This window comes from Mycobacterium sp. 852002-51613_SCH5001154, from assembly GCF_001667425.1.
Lineage (GTDB): Bacteria > Actinomycetota > Actinomycetes > Mycobacteriales > Mycobacteriaceae > Mycobacterium.
The window spans coordinates 61,148-82,282 of the sequence record NZ_LZII01000068.1 but is presented as its reverse complement, the minus strand read 5'-3'; the positions used below and the strand labels follow the sequence as shown (position 1 = coordinate 82,282).

The following is a 21,135-nucleotide window of genomic DNA, read 5'->3' as shown; positions in this document are numbered from 1 at the left end:
ACGCCTCATCCAACTCCCGATACGACAACGAACGACCCGCACACCGCACCGCCACCGCCCCCGGCGCACGCACCACCTGCGCCGCGAACAACCCCGGAATCGACGCCGGGGCCCACGGCTGGGACAGCGCCGCGCGGTTGCCGAATTCGTCCAGCCTGCGGTGTTCGTCGGCGTCCAGCGCGTCCGTCGCCGACAGCCGCCGCCCCGGGTCGGTGGTCATGGCCACCAGCACCCGGCGCAGCCGCTCGATCAGCGTCCCGATGGCGTCCGTGTCGAAAACGTCGGTGTCGTATTCGACGCGCAGGCGCAGTTCGTGTCCCGGCTGGGCCTGAATCGTCAGCGGGTAGTGGGTGGATTCCCGGCTGGCGATGTCGGTGATGGACAGCTCCTGGTCACCCGCCAGCGCCGCGGCGTCGATCGGATAGTTCTCGAAGGCGAACAGGGTGTCGAACAGCTTGTCCTGACCGGCGATGCGGTGAATCTCGTTGAGCGCCAAGTGCTGATGGTCGAGGGTGTGGTTGTAGGCGGCCTGCAGCTGCTCGAGCAGGTCGGCGGCGGTGGTCGTCGGGGTGATGTTCGCCCGCACCGGCACCGTGTTGATCAACAGGCCGACCATCGAGTCCGCACCGGGGACCTCGGCCGGCCTGCCCGAGACCGTGGTGCCGAACGCGACGTCGTGCTGACCGGTCAGCCAGCACAACAGTTGGGCGTAGCACGCCTGCAGCACCGTGTTGACGGTGGTGTGGCACGAGCGGGCCAGCTCGCCGACGGCCCGGGTGAGGTCGGCCGGCAGCCCGAACGTCTGAACGCCTTGCTCCCCCGGCTGGAGCCTGTCCTGGCGACCGACCAAGGCCGGGGCGTCGAAGCCGGCGAACACCTCGCCCCAGGCGGCGCGGGCGGCGTCGCGGTCGCGGGCGGCCAGCCAGCTGACGAAGCCGCGGTAGGGAGCGGCCGCGGGCAGTCGCTGGCCGTAGTAGCCGGCGAAGATCTCGCGGAGCAGGATCGGCATCGACCAGCCGTCGAGGACGATGTGGTGGTTGGTCAGCACCAGCCGGTGCCGGTCCGGCGCCGTGCGGATCAAGGCCACCCGGAAGGGCGGCTGGTTGGCAAGGTCGCACACGGCGGCGCGCTCGGCGGCGCAGAGCCGCGCCACCCGCTCCTCGATGTCGGGGTCGCCGTCCAGTTCCAGGTACTGCCAGGCCGCCGCCGGATCGGTGGCGATGACCTGCACCGGCTCGTCGAACTGGTCGAAGAATCGGGCCACCAGGTTCGGATGCCGCTTGACCATCGCGTGCACGGCGTCACGCAGGCGGTCAGGGTCGAGCGGGCCGCTGACCGTGATGTCGAGCTGTCCCGCGTAGAGGTCGCCGGAATCCTGTCCGGCCCCCTGCACGGTGTTGGCGTGGAACAGCAGCCCCTGCTGCACCGGGGTCAGCGGTAGCACGTCGGCGATGTGGCATTGCCGCTGCAGCTGGTCGATCTGCTTCTGGCTCAGGCGAGCGGGCGCGACGTCCGACGGCGTCAAACCGCCGCCACCGGAACGCACGTGGGCGCAGATTCCGGCCAGGGCCTCGAACCACAGCCGGCTCAGCCGCGTGACTCGGTCCTCGTCCAGCGTCGACGGCGCCCACGTCCAATTGGCGTGCAGCCGGGGGCCGGCCTCGGAGTCGACGGTGGCCGCGTTGAGCTCCAGCGTGTGCATCAGCGGCATGGGTATCGCCGCGGCGGCCGCGGTGACCGACCCCTGCACGGGTCGCCACATCTCCTCGGAGAGCTCAACCGATCCGCCTTGGCGCCCAAGATAATTGAACCCGATCGTCGGGTCGGGACTGTCAAGGTCGGCGTCGGCGTTGAGGTAGCGCAGCAACCCGTAGGTCAGCGAATCCGGAAGGGCGCGCAGTTGCTCCTTGGCGTCCTTGAGCACCGCGCCCAACGCCGGGTCTCCGGAAACGACTTGCGCCCAGAGCAATTCACCCGTGGCCAGAGACACCGGGTACTTGGCGGTGAACCACCCCACGGTGTGGGACAGGTCGAGGTCGCGGCCCAGGTCCTCGTTGCGGCCGTGGCCCTCCACGTCGATGCCGATCGGCGCCCCGCCGGTGCCCAGGAATTCCGTCACCGCCAGGACGAACGAGATCAGCAGGATGTCCTGGACGCCGGCGTGGAAAGCCGCCGGCACCTGACCGAGCAGCATGCCGGTGGTCTCGGCATCCAGTTCCACCGAGAGATGCCCGGCGGTGGCGAAGGTGTCCGCCTCGGGCCGCACCGCGGGCAGCGCTGCGGGGGTGGCCGCCACGTGCTGCCAGGTGCCCAGTTGGTCCACCACGTCCGGGTGGCTCGCGCACTCGGCCAGCTGCGACGCCCACCGGGCGAATGACGTGCCCGTTACCGGTAAGGCCACCGGCTGGCCCAGGCGGTGCTGGGCCCAGGCAATATTCAAGTCCTCCAACAGGATTCGCCAGGACACTCCATCGACGGCCAAGTGGTGGATGATCACCACCAGCTGGCCGGTGGAGGTGGCCCACAGCGCGCTCAGCATCACCCCGGCCGCCGGGTTCAACCGCGACCGCGCCTCGACCAGCGCGGCGTCGGACAACTCGGCCACGGTATGCAGGCAGTCGCGGGCGTCCACCGAACCGGGCTCAGGTACCGTCAGCGACCATCCGTCGCCGACTCGCAGGCGCAGCATGCCGTGCCGGTCGAGCAATGCCTGCAGCACCACCAGCACGTCGGTCTCGCCCACCCCGGCGGGGGCCTGCACCAACATGGTCTGGTTGAACTGGCCGACCGGCCCGCCTGCCCTTTCTACGCTTTGCAGCCAATGCATGATCGGCGTGGCGGTCACCGGCCCCACGCCCTCGTCGGCCACGTCGGTGCCGGCGTCGGCGACCTCGGCCACCCGCGCCAGCCGGGCAACGGTCTGCTCGACGAAGATGTCGCGCGTCCGGCAGATCAGCCCGGCGGCGCGCGCCCGCGTCACCACCTGCATCGACGAGATGCTGTCGCCGCCGAGGTCGAAGAAGGAGTCGTCGACGCCGACGCGGTCGAGCCCCAGCACCTGGGCGTAGATGCCGGCGAGTATCTCCTCGACGGCGTTGTCCGGGGCGCGGTATTGGTCGCCGTCGGAGTACTCCGGTGCGGGCAGCGCGCGGGTGTCGAGCTTGCCGTTGGGCGTGAGCGGGAGCGCGTCGAGCACCACCACGGCGGCGGGGATCATGTACGCCGGCACCCGCTCGGCCAGCGCGGCGCGAACCCCGGCCGGATCGGCCGTCCCGGTGACGTAGGCGACCAGGCGCTTATCACCGGGGCGGTCCTCGCGGGCGATGACCACCGCCTGCTCCACCCCATCCAGCCACGCCAGCGCCGCCCGCACCTCGCCGAGCTCGATGCGATAACCGCGGATCTTGACCTGCTCGTCGGCGCGGCCGAGGTAGTCGAGCTGCCCGTCGGCGCGCCAGCGCACCAGGTCCCCGGTGCGGTACATGCGGGTGCCGGCTCCGCCGAACGGGCAAGCCACGAACCGCGACGCGGTCAGACCCGACCGCTGCCAATATCCGCAGGCCACACCGGCACCGGCCACGTACAGCTCGCCGATCACACCAACGGGCACCGGGCGCAGCCGCCCGTCGAGGACGAACAACGCGCCGCCGGGCACCGGCGACCCGATCGGCACCACGCCTGACTCGACGGATGCCGCCGTCAGGGGCTCGCTGACCGCCGCGTACACCGTGGCCTCGGTCGGGCCGTAGGCGTTGATCATCGCGCGACCCGGTCCCCAGCGGTCGACCAGCTCGGCCGGGCACGCCTCGCCGGCCACCACCAGCGTGGCCGACTCCAGCCCCTCGGGCGACAACATCGCGGCGGCCGACGGGGTCTGGCTCAACACGCTGACCCGTTCGTCCACCAGCAGTGCGTGCAAGTCTTCCGGCGAGCGCGCCACCGACTCGGGCACCACCACCAGCCGCCCGCCGTGCAGGAGCGCGCCGAAGATCTCGTGAACCGAGACGTCGAAGGCCAGTGAATGCCACTGCGACCACACCCCGGCGCGCGGCAGGCCGGTGTCCATGCGCGCCAGCAGTTGGGTCGCGTTCTGGTGGGTGACCGCCACGCCCTTGGGGACACCGGTCGTGCCGGAGGTGTAGATGAGGTAGGCGAGGTCCTCCGGGCCCGGCGCCGTCGGTGCCGTGCCGGGCTGGGCGGCGAGGCCAGGGTCGTTGATGTCGATGACGGGGACGTCGTGACCGATGAGCCGGTCGGCCAGGTCGGCGGTGGTGATGACGGCCATCGGCGCGGCGTCGGAGAGCACGAATCCGATGCGGGACTCCGGCAGCGCCGGGTCGATCGGCAGATAGGCCGCCCCGGACTTGAGCGCCGCCAGGATCGCGACGATCGCCTCCGCCGAACGCGAAAACAGCAGGGCGACAGACTGTCCCGGCCCCGCGCCGCGGCCGGCCAACACGTGCGCCAACCGGTTTGCGGCCTCGTCCAGCTCGCGATAGGTCATGGACCGGCCGGCGCACACCAATGCCACGGCCTCCGGGGTGCGGGCCACCTGCGCGGCGAACAGCGCCGGAATGGACACCGGCGCGGCCACCGGCCGCCCCAGCGCAGCCCGGTTTCCAATCTCGTCGAGGCGGGCATGCTCGGCCTCGTCGAGCAGATCCACCGATGACAACGCCCGGGTGGGGTCGACGGTCATGGCCGTCAACACCCGTTGCAACCGTCCGACGAGCGCCAGGATGCTGCCCGCGTCGTAAACGTCGGTGCGGAATTCCACCGTCCCGCCGATCCCGGCGGGCTCACCGGCCTCGCTCCAGCGCTCGGCCAGCGAGAAGGTCAGGTCCATGCGGGCGGTCTGGGTGTCCACCGGCATCGGCGTGATCTCGACGTCGCCCAGGGCCAGCCCGCCGACGGGGCCACCGCCTTGCCCGGCGAAGTTCTGCCAGGCCAGCATGACCTGCACCAGGGGGTGGTGGGTCAGGCTCCGGGTCGGGTTGAGCCGTTCGACCAGCACCTCGAAGGGCACGTCTTGGTGTTCGTAGGCGGCCAGGCTGCGTTGCCGCACCTGGGACAGCAGGTCGGCGAAGGTGGGGTCGCCGGCCACGTCGACACGCAACACCAGGGTGTTGACGAAGAAGCCGACCAATTCGTCGAGCGCGGGATCGCGCCGGCCGGCGATCGGGAAGCCCACTGCCACATCGGGACTGGCGCTGATTCTGGAGAGCAGCACCGCCAAGGCGGTCTGCACCACCATGAAGCTGGTCGCGTTGTGCCTGCGGGCCACCTCGCCGACTCGCTGCTGAAGCTCGGTGGGCCAATCGATTTCGACGGTGGCGCCGCGCTGATCGGCCACCAGCGGGTAGGGCCGATCGGTGGGCAGCGGCACCCGGTCGGGCATCCCGGCCAGGGCCTCTTCCCAGTAGGCCAGCTGGTCGGCGATGGGACTCTCGTCGTCGTCGAGATCGCCGAACTGGGCGCGCTGCCAGAGTGTGTAATCGATGTATTGCACGGCCAGCGGCGCCCAGCCGGGGGCGTGCCCGGCACACCGGCTCGCATAGGCCATGCCCAGATCGCGGACCAGCGGGGTGATCGACATCCCGTCGGCGGCGATGTGGTGGACCACGGCCACCAAAACGTGCTCGTCTTCGGTGATGCGGAAAAGCTCTGCGCGCAGGGGGATTTCGGCCGCCAGGTCGAAGGTGTAGCGAGCGGTGTCGCCGATGGCCTCGTCGAGTTGGCCGGCGGACCAGCCGCTGGCGTCGACGATCTCCCACCCGAAGTCGGCCTGGTTGACGGGGGTCACCAGCTGCTGGGGCATTCCCTCGGGCGCGGCGATCAGGGTGCGCAGGCTCTCGTGGCGGGCCACCACGTCGCCCAGCGCCGCACCCAGCGCCCCGGCGTCCAGCGGCCCGCTCAGCCGCAGCGCCGCCGCCATGTTGTAAACCGGTGACGGGCCCTGCAATTGGTCCAGGAACCACAACCGGTTCTGCGCGAAAGACAGCGGCACCACGGCGGGCCGCTCGGCGGCCACCAACGGCTCGAGCCCGCTGGTGCCCTCCCCGATCCGCAGTGCCAGCTGGGCCACGGTGGGCGCCTCGAACACGACCCGCACCGGGAGGCCGACGTTCAGGTTGCTGTTGATCGCGGAGATCAGGCCCATCGCCGAGATGCTGTCGCCGCCGAGTTCGAAGAAGGAGTCGTCGATGCCGACGCGGTCGACACCGAGGACCTCGGCGTAGATGGCGGCCAGGATCTCTTCGGTGGGGCTATTCGGGGCGCGGTAAGCGCCGGCCTGGTATTCCGGCGCCGGTAGCGCGCGGGTGTCCAGCTTGCCGTTGGCGGTCAACGGCAACGCCTGAAGGACCACGATGGCCGCGGGCACCATGAACGCCGGCAACCGCTCCGAAAGCCGCGCCCGCAGCTGCGCCGCATCGGCGGTCCCGGTGACATAACCGACCAACCGCTTATCCCCGGGGCGATCCTCACGGGCGATCACCACCGCCTGCCCCACCCCATCCAAAGCACCCAGTGCGGCCTGGATTTCACCCAACTCGATGCGATAACCGCGGATCTTGACCTGCTCATCGGCCCGACCCAGATAGCGCAGCTGACCGTCAGCACCCCAGCACGCCAGGTCCCCGGTCCGATACATCCGCTGCCCGGGCCCGCCGAACGGACACGCCACAAACCGCGCCCCGGTCAGCCCGGCACGACCCAGATAGCCGACGCCCACCCCAGCCCCGGCCACATACAACTCCCCGACCACCCCGACCGGCGCCGGCCGCAACCATCCATCCAGCACAAACAACCCCGCCCCGGGCACCGGGGACCCGATCGGGGGCACCCCCGACCCGGGCTGCAGTGGGGCGCTGATCGCCACACACATCGTGGTCTCGGTCGGCCCATAGGCGTTGACCATCACCCGCCCCGGCGCCCAGCGATCCACCACCTCGGGCGGGCAGGCCTCCCCGGCCATCACCAACGCCACCGAATCCAGGCCAGCGGGATCCAGCATCGCCACCGCCGACGGCGTCTGCGTCAAGACCGTCACACCCTCGGCGACCAACACCGCGTGCAAATCCTCCGGTGAACGCGCGGTGTCGTCGTCGACCACCACCACCCGTCCACCACGCAAAAGCGGCGCAAAAATCTCCCACACCGACACGTCGAACGCCAACGAATGCGCATGCGACCACACCCCCGGCGCCGGCAACCCGGCATCCAGCGAGCCGATCAACTGCGTCACGTTATGATGCGTCACCCCAACACCTTTGGGCACACCCGTAGTGCCCGAGGTGTAAATCACATACGCCAGCCCCTCGGCATCCGGCTCGGGCAAGGCGGTGTCGGGCAAGGTGTCAAGGAGCCGATCATTAACATCGATCACCGCCACCCCACGACCGGCCAACCGCCCGGCCAGCTCGGCGGTGGTGAGCACCGCCACCGGCGCGGCATCGGCCACCAGGAACCCGATCCGGCTATCCGGCGAAGAAGGATCGATCGGCAGGTAGGCCGCCCCGGTCTTGAGCACCGCCAGCATCGCCGCGACCGCCTCGGCCGACCGCGAAAACAGGAGCGCCACAACCTGGCCCGGACCCGCACCGTGCGCCACCAACAGGTGCGCCAGCCGGTTCGACGCCTCGTCCAACTCGCCGTAGGTCGTCGATACGCCCTCGCACACCAGCGCCACCGCGTGCGGTGCGGTGGACACCTGCGCGGCGAACATCTCCGGCACCGACGCCGGCACACCCACCGGTCCCGTCAAAACCGCCGTATTTCCAAACGCTTCCAACCGGGCACGCTCAGCGTCATCGAGCACATCCACCGACGACAACGCCTGGGCGGGGTCAGCGGTCATGGCCACCAACACCGCCTGCAGCCGCGCGATCAGCGCCTCGATGGTCTCGGCGTCGAACACGTCGGTGCGGAATTCGACGCGCCCACCGATTCCGGCGGCCTCGCCGGTCTCGTTCCAGCGTTCGGCCAGTGAAAACACCAAATCCATTCGGGCCGAATCGGTGTCGACGGGCACCGAGGTGACCTCGAGGTCCCCCAACGCCAGACCGGCGGCCGGATCGTCGTGGCCGGCGAAGTTCTGCCAGGCCAGCATCACCTGCACCAGCGGGTGATGGGTCAGGCTCCGGGTCGGGTTGAGCCGCTCCACCAGCAGCTCGAACGGCACGTCCTGGTGCTCGAAGGCCTCCAAGCTGCGCGCCTGAACCCGTGCCAACAGTTCGGTGAAGCTGGGGTCGCCGGCCAGATCGACCCGCAGCACCAACGTGTTGACGAAGAAGCCGACGAGCTGGTCGAGCGCGCGGTCGCGACGCCCGGCGATCGGGAAGCCGACCGAAACATCCCGGCTGGCAGTGATTTTCGACAAGAGCACCGCCAGCGCGGCCTGCACCACCATGAAGGTGGTCGCGTTGTGTTCGCGGGCCACCCGGCGAACCTGGTGTTGCAGCTCCGCCGGCCAGTCCACGACCACGCTCGAGCCGCGCTGATCGGCGACGGGTGGGTAGGGCCGGTCGGTCGGCAGCTCCAACCGCTCGGGCATGCCCGCCAGGGCGTCCTGCCAGTAGGACAGCTGGGCCGCGATGGGGCTGTCGCTGTCGTCGAGTTCACCGAGTTGCGCGCGTTGCCAGAGCGTGTAGTCGACGTACTGCACCGGCAGGTCGGCCCAACCGGGCGCCCGCCCTGAGGCGCGGCTGGTGTACGCCACACTGAGATCCGTGGCCAACGGGGTGAGCGACAAGCCGTCCGCGGCGATGTGGTGCACCACGATGACCAGCAGGTGCTCCTGCTCGTCGAGGGTGAAAAGCTTGGCCCGCAGCGGGGTTTCGGCCGCCAGGTCGAATGTGTAGCGCGTCGCCGTTTCGATGGCCTCGTCCAGCTCACCGGCCGAGAAGCCGGTGGCGCCGACGATGTCCCAGCCGAAATCGACCTGCTCGGCGGGAACAACCAATTGCTGAGGCGTTCCCTCGCTGGCGGGGAACAGCGTGCGCAGGCTCTCGTGGCGGCGCACCACATCGGCCACCGCCGCACGCAGCGCGTCGGTGTCGAGTCGACCGCCCAGCCGCAACGCGGCGGCCATGTTGTAGATGGGCGACGGCCCCTGCAGCTGCTGGATGAACCACAACCGGCTCTGGGCGAAGGACAACGGGACCACCGCCGGGCGCTCGGCGGCTACCAGCGGCCGCAGGCGGCCCGCGCCCTCGTCGATGCGGGGCGCCAACTGCGCGACGGTCGGCGCCTCGAACACGACGCGCACCGGCAGATCGGTATCCAGCGAGGAGTTGATCGCCGAGATCAGGCGCATCGTGGACAGTGAATCGCCGCCGAGATCGAAGAACGAGTCGTCGACCCCGACGCGCTCTACGCCGAGCACATCGGCGTAGATGCCGGCCAGGATCTCTTCGACCGCGGTGGTGGGCGCGCGGTAGCTGTCGATGTCTCGGTAATCCGGTGCCGGCAGGGCGCGGGTGTCGAGCTTGCCGTTAACCGTCATGGGCAGCGCCGGCAGCGGGACGACCGCCGCCGGGACCATGTACGCGGGGAGTCGCTCGGCGAGCGCGGAACGGGCCTTGGCGACGTCCACCGTCCCGGTGACGTAACCCACCAGGCGTTTGTCGCCGGGGCGGTCCTCGCGGGCGACGACCACCGCCTGCTCCACGCCGCTCAAAGCGCTTAGCGCCGCTTGGATTTCGCCCAGCTCGATACGGTAGCCGCGGACCTTGACCTGCTCGTCGGCGCGGCCCAGGTAGCGCAGTTGCCCGTCGGGGCCCCAACACACCAGGTCGCCGGTGCGGTACATGCGGCTTCCAGGCGGGCCGAACGGGCAGGCCATGAAGCGCGCCGCGGTCAACGCGGACCGGCGCCAGTATCCGACGCCGACGCCGTCGCCGGCCAGATACAGTTCGCCGACCACGCCGGCCGGCACCGGCCGCAGCCACTCGTCCAGCACGAAGAAGGCGGCCCGCGTGACCGGGGAGCCGATCGGCGGGAAGCCCGATCCGGCTTGCAGCGGTGTGCTCTTGCACGCCCACATCGTGGTTTCGGTTGGGCCGTAGACGTTTACCATCACCCGCCCCGGCGCCCAGCGATCCACCAGTTCGGGCGGGCAGGGCTCGGCGCCGATCACGAGCGCGGTCGCATCCAGACCGTGGGTCGGAAGCATTCCGACCGCGGACGGGGTCTGGGTGAGCACGGTGACGCGCTCACCGACCAGTAGGGCGTGGAATTCTTCCGGTGAGCGCGCCACCGATTCGGGCACCACGACCAGCCGCCCGCCGTGCAGCAGCGCGCCCCAGATCTCCCAGACCGAGAAGTCGAAGGCGTACGAGTGGAACTGCGTCCACACTTGCTCCGGCGACAACTCGACGCCGATCTGCAGCGAGTCGAAGAGTTGGGCGACGTTGTTTTGCGTTACCGCAACGCCTTTGGGCACCCCGGTGGTGCCGGACGTGTAGATGATGTGGGCAAGGTCGTCGGGGGCGGGCGCCGGCGGGGCCGTGGTCGGTTGGTCGGCGACGGCGGGGTCCTGGACGTCGATGACCGCGAGGTCGAACCCGTCCAGCCGGTCGGCCAGCGCCGCGGTGGTGAGCGCGGCGATCGGCGCGGCGTCGGTGAGCATGAACTCCATCCGGGTCGCCGGCAGCGCCGGGTCGATCGGCAGATAGGCCGCCCCGGACTTGAGCGCGGCCAGTATCGCCACGATCGCCTCGGCCGAACGCGAAAACAGCAGCGCGACACGCTCACCCGGGCGGGCGCCGTTGCGCCTCAGTAGATGCGCCAACCGGTTGGCCGCCTGGTCCAGCTCCCGGTACGTCATGGACCGGCCCTCGCAGACCAGTGCCACCGCGCCGGGCGTGCGGGCCGCCTGCGCGGCGAACAACGCCGCGATCGACGCGGGCGTCACCGGCCGGGCCAGCACACCCGCATTGCCCCACTCCTGAAGCCGGGCATGCTCGCCCGCGTCGAGCAGGTCCACGGACGACAACCGGCGCTCGGGCTCGGCGGTGACCGCCGTCAACAGCCGCTGTAACCGCTCGATCAATCCCTCGACGGTCTTGCCTTCGAAGATGTCGGTGCGATACTCCGCCGTCACCGCGATGCCGGCGCGCTGCCCGGACTCGGTCCAGCGTTCGGCCAGGGAGAAGGTCAGATCCATGCGAGCGGTGTTGGTGTGCACCGGCATTGGCGTGACCTGCAGATCCCCCAGGGCCAGACCGCCCGCGGGTGCGGTCACCTCCCCGGGGAAGTTCTCCCAACCCAGCAGCACCTGAATCAACGGGTGATGGGTCAGGCTCCTGGTGGGATTGAGCCGCTCCACCAGCAGTTCGAACGGCACGTCCTGGTGTTCGAAAGCGGCCAGGCTGCGCCGTCGCACCTGGGCCAGCAGCTCCGCGAACGTCGGGTTCCCGGCCACGTCGACCCGCAACACCAAGGTATTGACGAAGAACCCGATCAGCTCGTCGAGCGCGGGCTCGGATCGCCCGGCGATCGGGAAGCCCACTGCCACATCGTCGCCGGCGCCGAGCTTGGCGAGCAGCGCGGCGAACGCGGCCTGAATCACCATGAAGCTGGTCGCGTTGTGCTCGCGCGCTAGCCGGCGGATCTGGTGCTGCAGTTCCGCCGGCCAGTCCACCGCCAGGCGGGCGCCGCGGTGGTCGGCGACCTGGGGGTAGGGCCGATCGGTGGGCAGTTGCAGGCGTTCGGGCAGCCCGGCCAGGGCGTCCGCCCAGAAGTTCAGTTGGGCAGAGATGCGGCTGTCGCTATCGTCCACGTCGCCGAGATGCGCGCGCTGCCATAGCGTGTAGTCGACATACTGCACGGGCAGCGGCGTCCAGTCGGGGGCATGCCCCGCGCAACGGCTGGCGTATGCCACCCCGAGGTCACGCGCGAATGGAGTGATCGACCAGCCGTCGGCGGCGATGTGGTGTACCGCGACCACCAGCATGTGGGTGTCGTCGCTGACGGTGAAAAGCTCGGTGTGCAAGGGGCTTTCGTTCGCCAGGTCAAAGGTGTACCGCGCCGCCGCCGCCATACGCTCACGGAGCCGGTCTTCGGGCCACCCGCGGGCATCGACGACGTCGCAGGCAAAGCCGATCCGCTCGGCGGGAACCACGACCTGCTGCGGGACGCCGTCGGTTGCGGCAAACACCGTGCGCAGGCTTTCGTGGCGGCCCACGACGTCGGCCAGGGCGGCACCAAGCGCGTCGGCGTTCAGGTGACCGCGCAGCTTCAATGCGACAGTGACGTCGTAAATCGGTGAGGGGCCTTGGAACTGGTCGATGAACCACAGCCGGCTCTGGGCGAACGACAGCGGAATCACCGCGGGGCGCTCCCCCGCCACCAGCGGCTCCGGCCGGTTGGCTTCGTCACCGATGAGGAGCACCAGCTCGGCGACTGTGGGCGCGTCGAAGACGGCCCGCACCCCGAGGTCCGCGTTCAGGCTGGTGTTGACCGCCGCGATCAGGCGCATCGCCGACAGCGAATCCCCACCCAGGTCGAAGAACGAGTCGTCGACGCCGACTCGCTCCAGCCCGAGCACCTGGCCGTAGATGCCGACGAGGATCTCTTCGACGGCGGTCGCCGGCGCGCGGTAGCGGTCCACGTCCTGGTAATCCGGTGGGGGCAGGGCCTTTCGGTCGAGCTTGCCCGAGGCGGTCAGCGGGAACTCCTCGAGCGCCACGATGTGCGTCGGCACCATGTACTCGGGCAGCCACGCGCTCAACCGCTCGCGCACCTCGCCGATCTTGGTGTTGGTGCGGGGGTCATTGGCGTGGCTCGTGCGCTGGCGCGTCCCGGCCGGGAGCAGGTAGAGGTCGATCAGGGGCTCGGCGGGCTGGTCGGCGGCGTCGACGAAAACCGCGCTGAGCGTGCCCGGTTGGGTCCCCCAGGTGACCGCGACGCGATAACCGGTGGAATCACCGATGCGATGCAGTTCTTCGGCGACGGCGGCGCCGGGGCCGGCGTCGGAGCCCGCTTGGGTGAGCGCATCGGCCACGGGCAACCCCGCTGCGAGCGCGGTTTCGACGCGGACGTCGGCGATCACTCCGGCCTGGGGGATCTCAGTGATACGGACGACGGCGGGACGTAGCGCCGCCAGTTCGCCGCGCAGCCCGTCCGGGCCCCCGCACTCGGTCCACGACCAGGTGGGCGCGGCGGCCACCGAGCGCGCGCGTGCGGGCGCTTTGTGGATAGCGACGTCGTAGCGGTACCGGTTCAGTTCGTTGTCGGCGAATCCGCGTTTGACTTGGATGTCGAGCCCGTCCGCCGACGGGCTGTTGACCGCCCAGGTGGTGAAGAACTCCGGGGCCAAGAGCAATTCGGTCTCGCCGAGCATGGCATGGCGAACACGCTGCCGGATGTCGGACGCGTCGGTGGCGTCGGCGCCGCTGCGCGCCAGCGCGATTCCGGTTTGGAACGCGGGCTGCAGGGTGTGGTTACGCACGTCACCGATGAACATCGCCCCGCCGGGGGCCAGCAGCTCCATCGCGTTGTCGATGACCTCGGCCAGATATCCCGCGTTGGGGAAATACTGGACGACCGAGTTGAGAATGATGGTGTCGAAGTGCCCCCGTGGCAGTTGGTCTTTGACGTGGGCGGGCTGGGTCAGCAGCTCCACGCGATCGCGCCATCCGAACTGCAACTGCTCCAGCGAGCGGGCCAGCTTTTCGATCGCCACCGGCGAAAAGTCGGTGGCCACATACTGATCGCACTGCGGGGCGATCTGTGACAACAGCAATCCCGAGCCGACGCCGATCTCCAGCACGCGCCGCGGCCGCAACGCCATGATCCGATCCACCGTGGCGGCCCGCCACTCGATCATCTCCTCGAGCGGGATCGGGTCGCCGGTGTAGCTGCTGTTCCAACCGCGGAAGTCCATGCCGAACTCCGACCCGGCATCGGGGCTGTACAACTCGTCGTACAGGTGTTGCCACTCTTCGACGTTTTCCGCGTCGTGGTCGGCGCTGGTGTTGTGGTCGAGGGTGACGTAGGCGACCAGATGGGAACCGGTGCCGGTGTCGTGCACCGTGACAGCGGCCTGGGTCACGTGCGGGCAGGCCAGCAAGGTGTTTTCGATCTCGCCCAGTTCGATACGCTGGCCGCGCAACTTGATCTGGGCGTCGGCGCGACCGACAAAGTCCAGCACGCCGTCGCGGGTCCAGCGCACCAGGTCGCCGGTGCGATACATCCGCTCGCCGGCGCCGCCAAATGGGTTGGCCACGAATCGTTCCGCGGTCAGGTCGGCCCGACCCATGTAGCCGTGCGCCAGCGCCGGCCCGCTCACATACAGCTCGCCCACGACGCCGATCGGTGCCGGGTTCAGCCAGGCGTCGAGCACCACGGCGCACACGCCCGGCACGGGGGTGCCGATGCGGACCGGACCCTCGGCCGACAGCGGCGCAGTGGTGATCCAGATGGTGGTTTCGGTCGGGCCGTAAACGTTCAACATGCGCCGGCCCGGCGCCCAGGCGGCCGCCAGCTCTGCCGGGAACGCCTCGCCGCCGATCATCAGCTTGTCAAACTCGTTCAGCCGGGCGGGATCCAGCGACGAGAGCACCGTCGGGGTCAGGAACGCCGCGTTGACGTGCCGGCTCTGCAGCAGGGCGGTCAGTGGTTCCCCGGCGTACACCTGCGGCGGAGCCACCACCAGCGCCGCCCCGGACGCCGCCGCCAGCAGCATCTCGCCGACCGACGCGTCGAAGGTCGGCGAGGCCACCATCAGTACCCGCGTGTCCGCATCCAATCCGGACGAATCACGTTGCGCCGCAGCCCATCCCAGCAGTCCCGCGTGGCTCAACACCACCCCTTTGGGGACGCCGGTCGACCCGGACGTGAAAATCACGTACGCGGTGTCGTGCGCGGTCAGCGGCGCCAATCGATCGGCGTCGGTGATCGGCACGTCGGACTGCCCGGATAGGTCAAGGCCGTCGATCCGTAGCACCGGCCGCGTGCCGGCCCCGGGCACTTCGTCTGTGTCGCAGGTCAACACGCACATCGCGCCCGCGGCGTCCAGCACAGCGGCGATCCGCTCCACCGGATGGTCCAGGTCCACCGGTGCATGCACGCCGCCGGCCTTGACCGTCGCCCAAAAGGCAACCACCAAGTCGGCCCCGCGGTCCATCGCCACACCCACGGCGCGCTCCGGGCCCACACCCGCGCCGATCAGTTTGCGCGCCAAGCGGGTTGACCACTCGTCGAGTTCGCCGTACGACAAATGCCGGTCGCCGTCGACCACCGCCACCGCGCCCGGGTCGGCCGCCACCGCGGCCGCCAACAACTCCGGCGCCACCCCCACCGGCGCGGCGACACCCGCGCCGGAGAATTGCGACAGCACCAGTTCGCGCTCGCCGCGATCCAGCAGCTCCACGGACGACAGCCGGCGCGCGGGATCGGAAGTCATTGCCACCAACACGCGCCGGAACCGTTCGACCAGCGCCTCGACGCTTGCGGCGTCGAACACGTCGGCGTCGAACTCGACGTGCAGGCCGAGCTCGCGGCCCGGGAGGGCCTCCATCGTCAGCGGGTAGTGGTTGTACTCGCGATTGGTGAACCCGGCGATGGCCAGCCCGTCGGGGCCCAATTCCATGCCGTCGCCGATCGGGTAGTTCTCGTAGACGAACAGGGTGTCGAAGAGCTGCTCGTGGCCGGTGAGGCGATGAATGTCGCTGAGCGCCAGGTGTTGATGCTCAAGCGTGTCGTTGTTGGTGTCCTGCAACTGCCGCAGCAGGTCCGCGGTGGTGGTCGTCGCGGTGATGTCGGCGCGCACGGGCACGGTGTTGATCAGCAGCCCCACCATCGATTCGGCGCCGGCCACTTCGAGTTGGCCCACGCGCGACCGGGGGGTGCCGAAGACGACGTCCGGTTGGCCGGTCAGCGACGTCAGCAGCAACGCCCAGGCGCCCTGCAGGACGGTGCTGACGGTGGTCTGGCACGAGCGCGCGAGTTCGGTGAGGGCTCGGGTGGTTTCCTCGGCCACGCGGAACGATCCCGATCCGCGCCGCCCTCGTCCCAATCGGTCCTTCGGGCCGACCAGTGTGGGCGTTTCGAAGTCGGCGAGCACCCGGGCCCAGGCCGCGCGGGCGGCTTCGAGGTCCCGATCGGCCAGCCAGGTGACGAAGGTGCGGTAGCGCGCGGCCGCGGCGAGCGGCTCACCGTAGTAGCTCGTGAAGACTTCACGCAGCAGGATCGGCAGTGACCAGCCGTCGAGCACGATGTGGTGGTTGGTCAGCACCAGCCGGTGCCGGTCGATCCCGTTGCGCACCAACGCCACCCGGAAGGGCGGCTGGCCGGCCAGGTCGCAGACCGCGGCGCGTTCGTCGGCGCACAGCCGCTCGATCTGCTCCTCGGTATCGAGCTCGACGTAGCGCCAGGCCACCACCGGAGTGGCCGGAATGATCTGCACCGGCTCCTCGAAGCGCTCGTAGAACCGGGCCGCCAGGTGGGGATGCCGGTTGATCACCGTGCGCACCGCGTCGTGCAGGCGGTCGGGGTCGAGGGGGCCGGTGAGCGTGAAATCCAGCTGCACCGCGTACATGTCGTCGCTGCCTTGCGCGGTGCTGGAATGGAAGAGCAGACCCTGCTGCAGCGGGGTCAGCGGCAGGATGTCGGCGGGTTCGTACCGCCGATGCAGCTCGTCGATCTGCGGTTGGCTCAGCCGGGCGGGCGCGATGTCCGACGGCGTCAGCCCGCCGCCACCGGCTCGCACGTGCGCGCAGATGCCGGACAACGCGTCGAACCACAGTTGGCTCAGCCGGGAGATCTGCGCTTCGTCGAGGGCCGACGGCGCCCAGGTCCAGTTGGCGTGCAGCTGCGGGCCGGCGTCGGTGTCGACGGTGCCGGCGTTGAGTTCGACGGTGTGCGCCAACGACATCGGGATCGCCGCGGCGGCAGCGGTCACGGACAGGCTCTCCGGGTGCAGCCGCCACAACTCGTCGGACAGCTCGTGGCCGGCGATCAGGCGACCGAGATAGTTGAACCCGATCGTCGGGTCGCCGCCGTCCAGCTCCACGTCACCGTTCAGGTAGCGCAGCGCGCCGTACGTCAGCGGGTGCGGCACGGCGCGGAGCTGTTCCTTGGCCTCTTTGATCACCGCCCCCAGCGCCGGCTCGCCGGCCAGCACCTGCGCCCAGTCCAGCCCACCGGCCGTCAGTGACACCGGGTATTTGGTGGTGAACCAGCCGACCGTACGCGACAGGTCCACATCCGGCGCGAGTTCCTCGTGCCGGCCGTGACCTTCGACGTCGATGCCGATCGGCCCCGCGGCATCGCTGAAGAACTCCGCCCATGCCAACGCGAACGCGATCAACAGAATGTCTTGCACGCCAGCGTGAAACGCCGCTGGCGCCTCGCCGAGCAGTGTGCGGGTGGTCTCGACGTCCAGGGACGCCGACAGGTGCCCGGCGGTGGCGTAGGTGTCGGTGTCGGGCCGTATCGCCGGTAGCGAAGACGGGGTCGCCGCGATTCGCGTCCAGGCATCGGCCTGTTCGATAACCTCCGGGCGGTGCGCATGCTCGCCGAGCAGCGTGGCCCATCGGGCGAACGACGTGCCACCCGTCGGCAGCGCCGCCGGCTGACCGCCCCGGTGCTGCGCCCAGGCGATGTTCGAGTCCTCCAACAGGATTCGCCAGGAAACCCCGTCGATGGCCAGATGGTGGACGATCATCGCCAGCTGGCGGGTGGGACCGACCCAGAGCGCGCTCAGCATGGTCCCGGTGGCGGGGTTGAGCCGCGACCGCGCCTCCACCAGCGCCTCATCGGACAACGCGTCCACGGATCGCAGGCAGCCGGCCGCGTCCACCGAGCCGGGCTCGGGCACCCGCAACGATCGCTCGTCGCCCTCGACGCGCAGCCGCAGCATGGCGTGCCGATCCAGCAGGGCCTGCAACACGGACACCACGTCGGCCTCGGTCACTCCGGCGGGCGCCTGCAGCACCATCGTCTGGTTGAACTGATCGGTGGGGCCGCTAACGCCTTGCAGCCACCGCATGATCGGGGTGGCGACGACGGGGCCGAGGCCCTCGTCGATCACGCCGGCCTCGCCGTCGATCGCCCCGACCACGCGGGCCAGGCGGGCAACCGTCTGTTCGACGAAGACATCCCGGGGACGGCACGTCAAGCCGGCCGCCCGCGCTCGCGACACCACCTGCAGGGCCGAGATACTGTCGCCGCCGAGTTCGAAGAAGGAGTCGTCGATGCCGACGCGGTCGACACCGAGGACCTCGGCGTAGATGGCGGCCAGGATCTCTTCGGTGGGGCTATTCGGGGCGCGGTAAGCGCCGGCCTGGTATTCCGGCGCCGGTAGCGCGCGGGTGTCCAGCTTGCCGTTGGCGGTCAACGGCAACGCCGGAAGGACCACGATGGCCGCGGGCACCATGAACGCCGGCAACCGCTCCGAAAGCCGCGCCCGCAGCTGCGCCGCATCGGCGGTCCCGGTGACATAACCGACCAACCGCTTATCCCCGGGGCGATCCTCACGGGCGATCACCACCGCCTGCCCCACCCCATCCAAAGCACCCAGTGCGGCCTGGATTTCACCCAACTCGATGCGATAACCGCGGATCTTGACCTGCTCATCGGCCCGACCCAGATAGCGCAGCTGACCGTCAGCACCCCAGCACGCCAGGTCCCCGGTCCGATACATCCGCTGCCCGGGCCCGCCGAACGGACACGCCACAAACCGCGCCCCCGTCAGCCCGGCACGACCCAGATAGCCGACGCCCACCCCAGCCCCGGCCACATACAACTCCCCGACCACCCCGACCGGCGCCGGCCGCAACCATCCATCCAGCACAAACAACCCCGCCCCGGGCACCGGGGACCCGATCGGGGGCACCCCCGACCCGGGCTGCAGTGGGGCGCTGATCGCCACACACATCGTGGTCTCGGTCGGCCCATAGGCGTTGACCATCACCCGCCCCGGCGCCCAGCGATCCACCACCTCGGGCGGACAGGCCTCCCCGGCCATCACCAACGCCACCGAATCCAGGCCAGCGGGATCCAGCATCGCCACCGCCGACGGCGTCTGCGTCAAGACCGTCACACCCTCGGCGACCAACACCGCGTGCAAATCCTCCGGTGAACGCGCGGTGTCGTCGTCGACCACCACCACCCGTCCACCACGCAAAAGCGGCGCAAAAATCTCCCACACCGACACGTCGAACGCCAACGAATGCGCATGCGACCACACCCCCGGCGCCGGCAACCCGGCATCCAGCGAGCCGATCAACTGCGTCACGTTATGATGCGTCACCCCAACACCTTTGGGCACACCCGTAGTGCCCGAGGTGTAAATCACATACGCCAGCCCCTCGGCATCCGGCTCGGGCAAGGCGGTGTCGGGCAAGGTGTCAAGGAGCCGATCATTAACATCGATCACCGCCACCCCACGACCGGCCAACCGCCCGGCCAGCTCGGCGGTGGTGAGCACCGCCACCGGCGCGGCATCGGCCACCAGGAACCCGATCCGGCTATCCGGCGAAGAAGGATCGATCGGCAGGTAGGCCGCCCCGGTCTTGAGCACCGCCAGCATCGCCGCGACCGCCCCGGCCGACCGCGACAACAACAGCGCCACCGTGCACCCGGGCCCCACACCCTGGGCCACCAAAAAATTCGCCAACCGATTCGACGCCGCATCCAACTCCCGATACGACACCGACAATCCACCACACGACACCGCGACCGCCCCGGGCAGGCGTGCCGCCTGCCCGGCGAACAACGACGGCACGGAAACCGACCTTGGCGCCGGCCCAGTCAGAACCGCCCGATTGCTAAATCCGTCCAACCGGGCACACTCGTCGCTGTCGAGCACATCCACCGACGACAACGGCCGCGAGGGATCAGCCGCCATCGCCACCAGCAGCTCCTGCAGCCGCCCGGCCAAATCCGAGACGTCGAAGTTCGAGAAGGGTTGTCCGACCCCTACCGTGCTCAGGTATTGCTGGTCGCCGAACCCGAGGAAGAACAGCCCGAAGTGGCCGACCGGACCGAACGTGGTGTAAGTCGCGGTCGCCGGTACACCCGCAAGGCTGAGGGTCAATCTGGCCGGGACGAAGTTGACGACTACCCGGTTGGACGCCTGCGGAGCACCACGGAAGCCGCCGTCGCCGCCAAGCATGTGCACAGGGAACCGCTGATGCCGCAGCGCTTCTCGTGAGCGTGTATCGACCTGCTGAAGAAAGTCGGCGACCGTGGCCGTCGGCGGCGCATTCAGCACCAGCGGCACAACCCCGGCGAGCATTCCCGGATGCGTCTTCGACTCCGGATCCAGTCGGCGGCTGACCGGGAAATCGAGCACCACTTCGTCCGAATTGTCAGTGCGAAATCCGCGGACCAGGAGCGCGCAGGCGGCGGTGAGGATCGATGATCGGCGGACGCCCAACGCCTTGGCCAGCTGTTTGATCGAGCCGACCACCGACGAATCCAATTGGACCGGCGCAGAGGGCGCATACGGATCCCGCGCGCTGGCGGCTTGGGTCAACCGATATTCGGATTCGCTCGCCGCCGGGAGGTGCTCGGCCCAATAGGCCTGATCCGAGATGTAATCGGCGGATGCCGCGTACCCCGACTCGCTGGCGACCAGGTCGCGCAACGTGCCGAAGAAGGCGGGAGATATGGCCGCACCGGAGGCAAGCGCGGAATAGACGGCCGCGATTCGGCGGCCCAGCAGGGCTATGCCCAGCCCGTCGATGGCTATGTGGTGACAGCAGGTGAACCAGTAGTACTCATCGGGCGCCGTTTGGAACAAGTAGAAGTTGATCATCGGACCGGTGAGCGGCATCGGAGTCCGTTGAATCGCCGACGTCCTCTCCCGGACCTCGTGCTCGGGATCGGGCGAGTCGCTCAGGTCGTAGAAGGCCAGCTCGACATCGGGGTCGTCGATCGACTTCTGAAAAACCTGGCCGTCTACCTCGAAGAAGCCCGTCCGGATGCTTTCGGCCTCACCTACCACGTGACGCATGGCCTGCTCGAGCAGAGCGCGGTCGACGGGGCCCTCGATCCGCACGAGCACGCCGAGCTGCCACGCCACATCGAAGTGACCCGTTTGCTGTGCGAGCCAGATATCCAGCTGCGCCCGCGTCAGCGGTAGTGCACGGTCACCGAATTCCACTAAATCCCCCCGAAAGCCTT

General features: G+C 69.5%; 1 protein-coding gene. It reads right to left on the bottom strand.

All coding sequences use genetic code 11. The features are described 5' to 3' along the window. The coding region (locus A5750_RS18705; RefSeq protein ID WP_082959148.1) for a non-ribosomal peptide synthetase at positions 1-21,115 on the bottom strand (21,115 nt) is incomplete at its 3' end. Positions 21,116-21,135 lie beyond the last annotated feature (20 nt).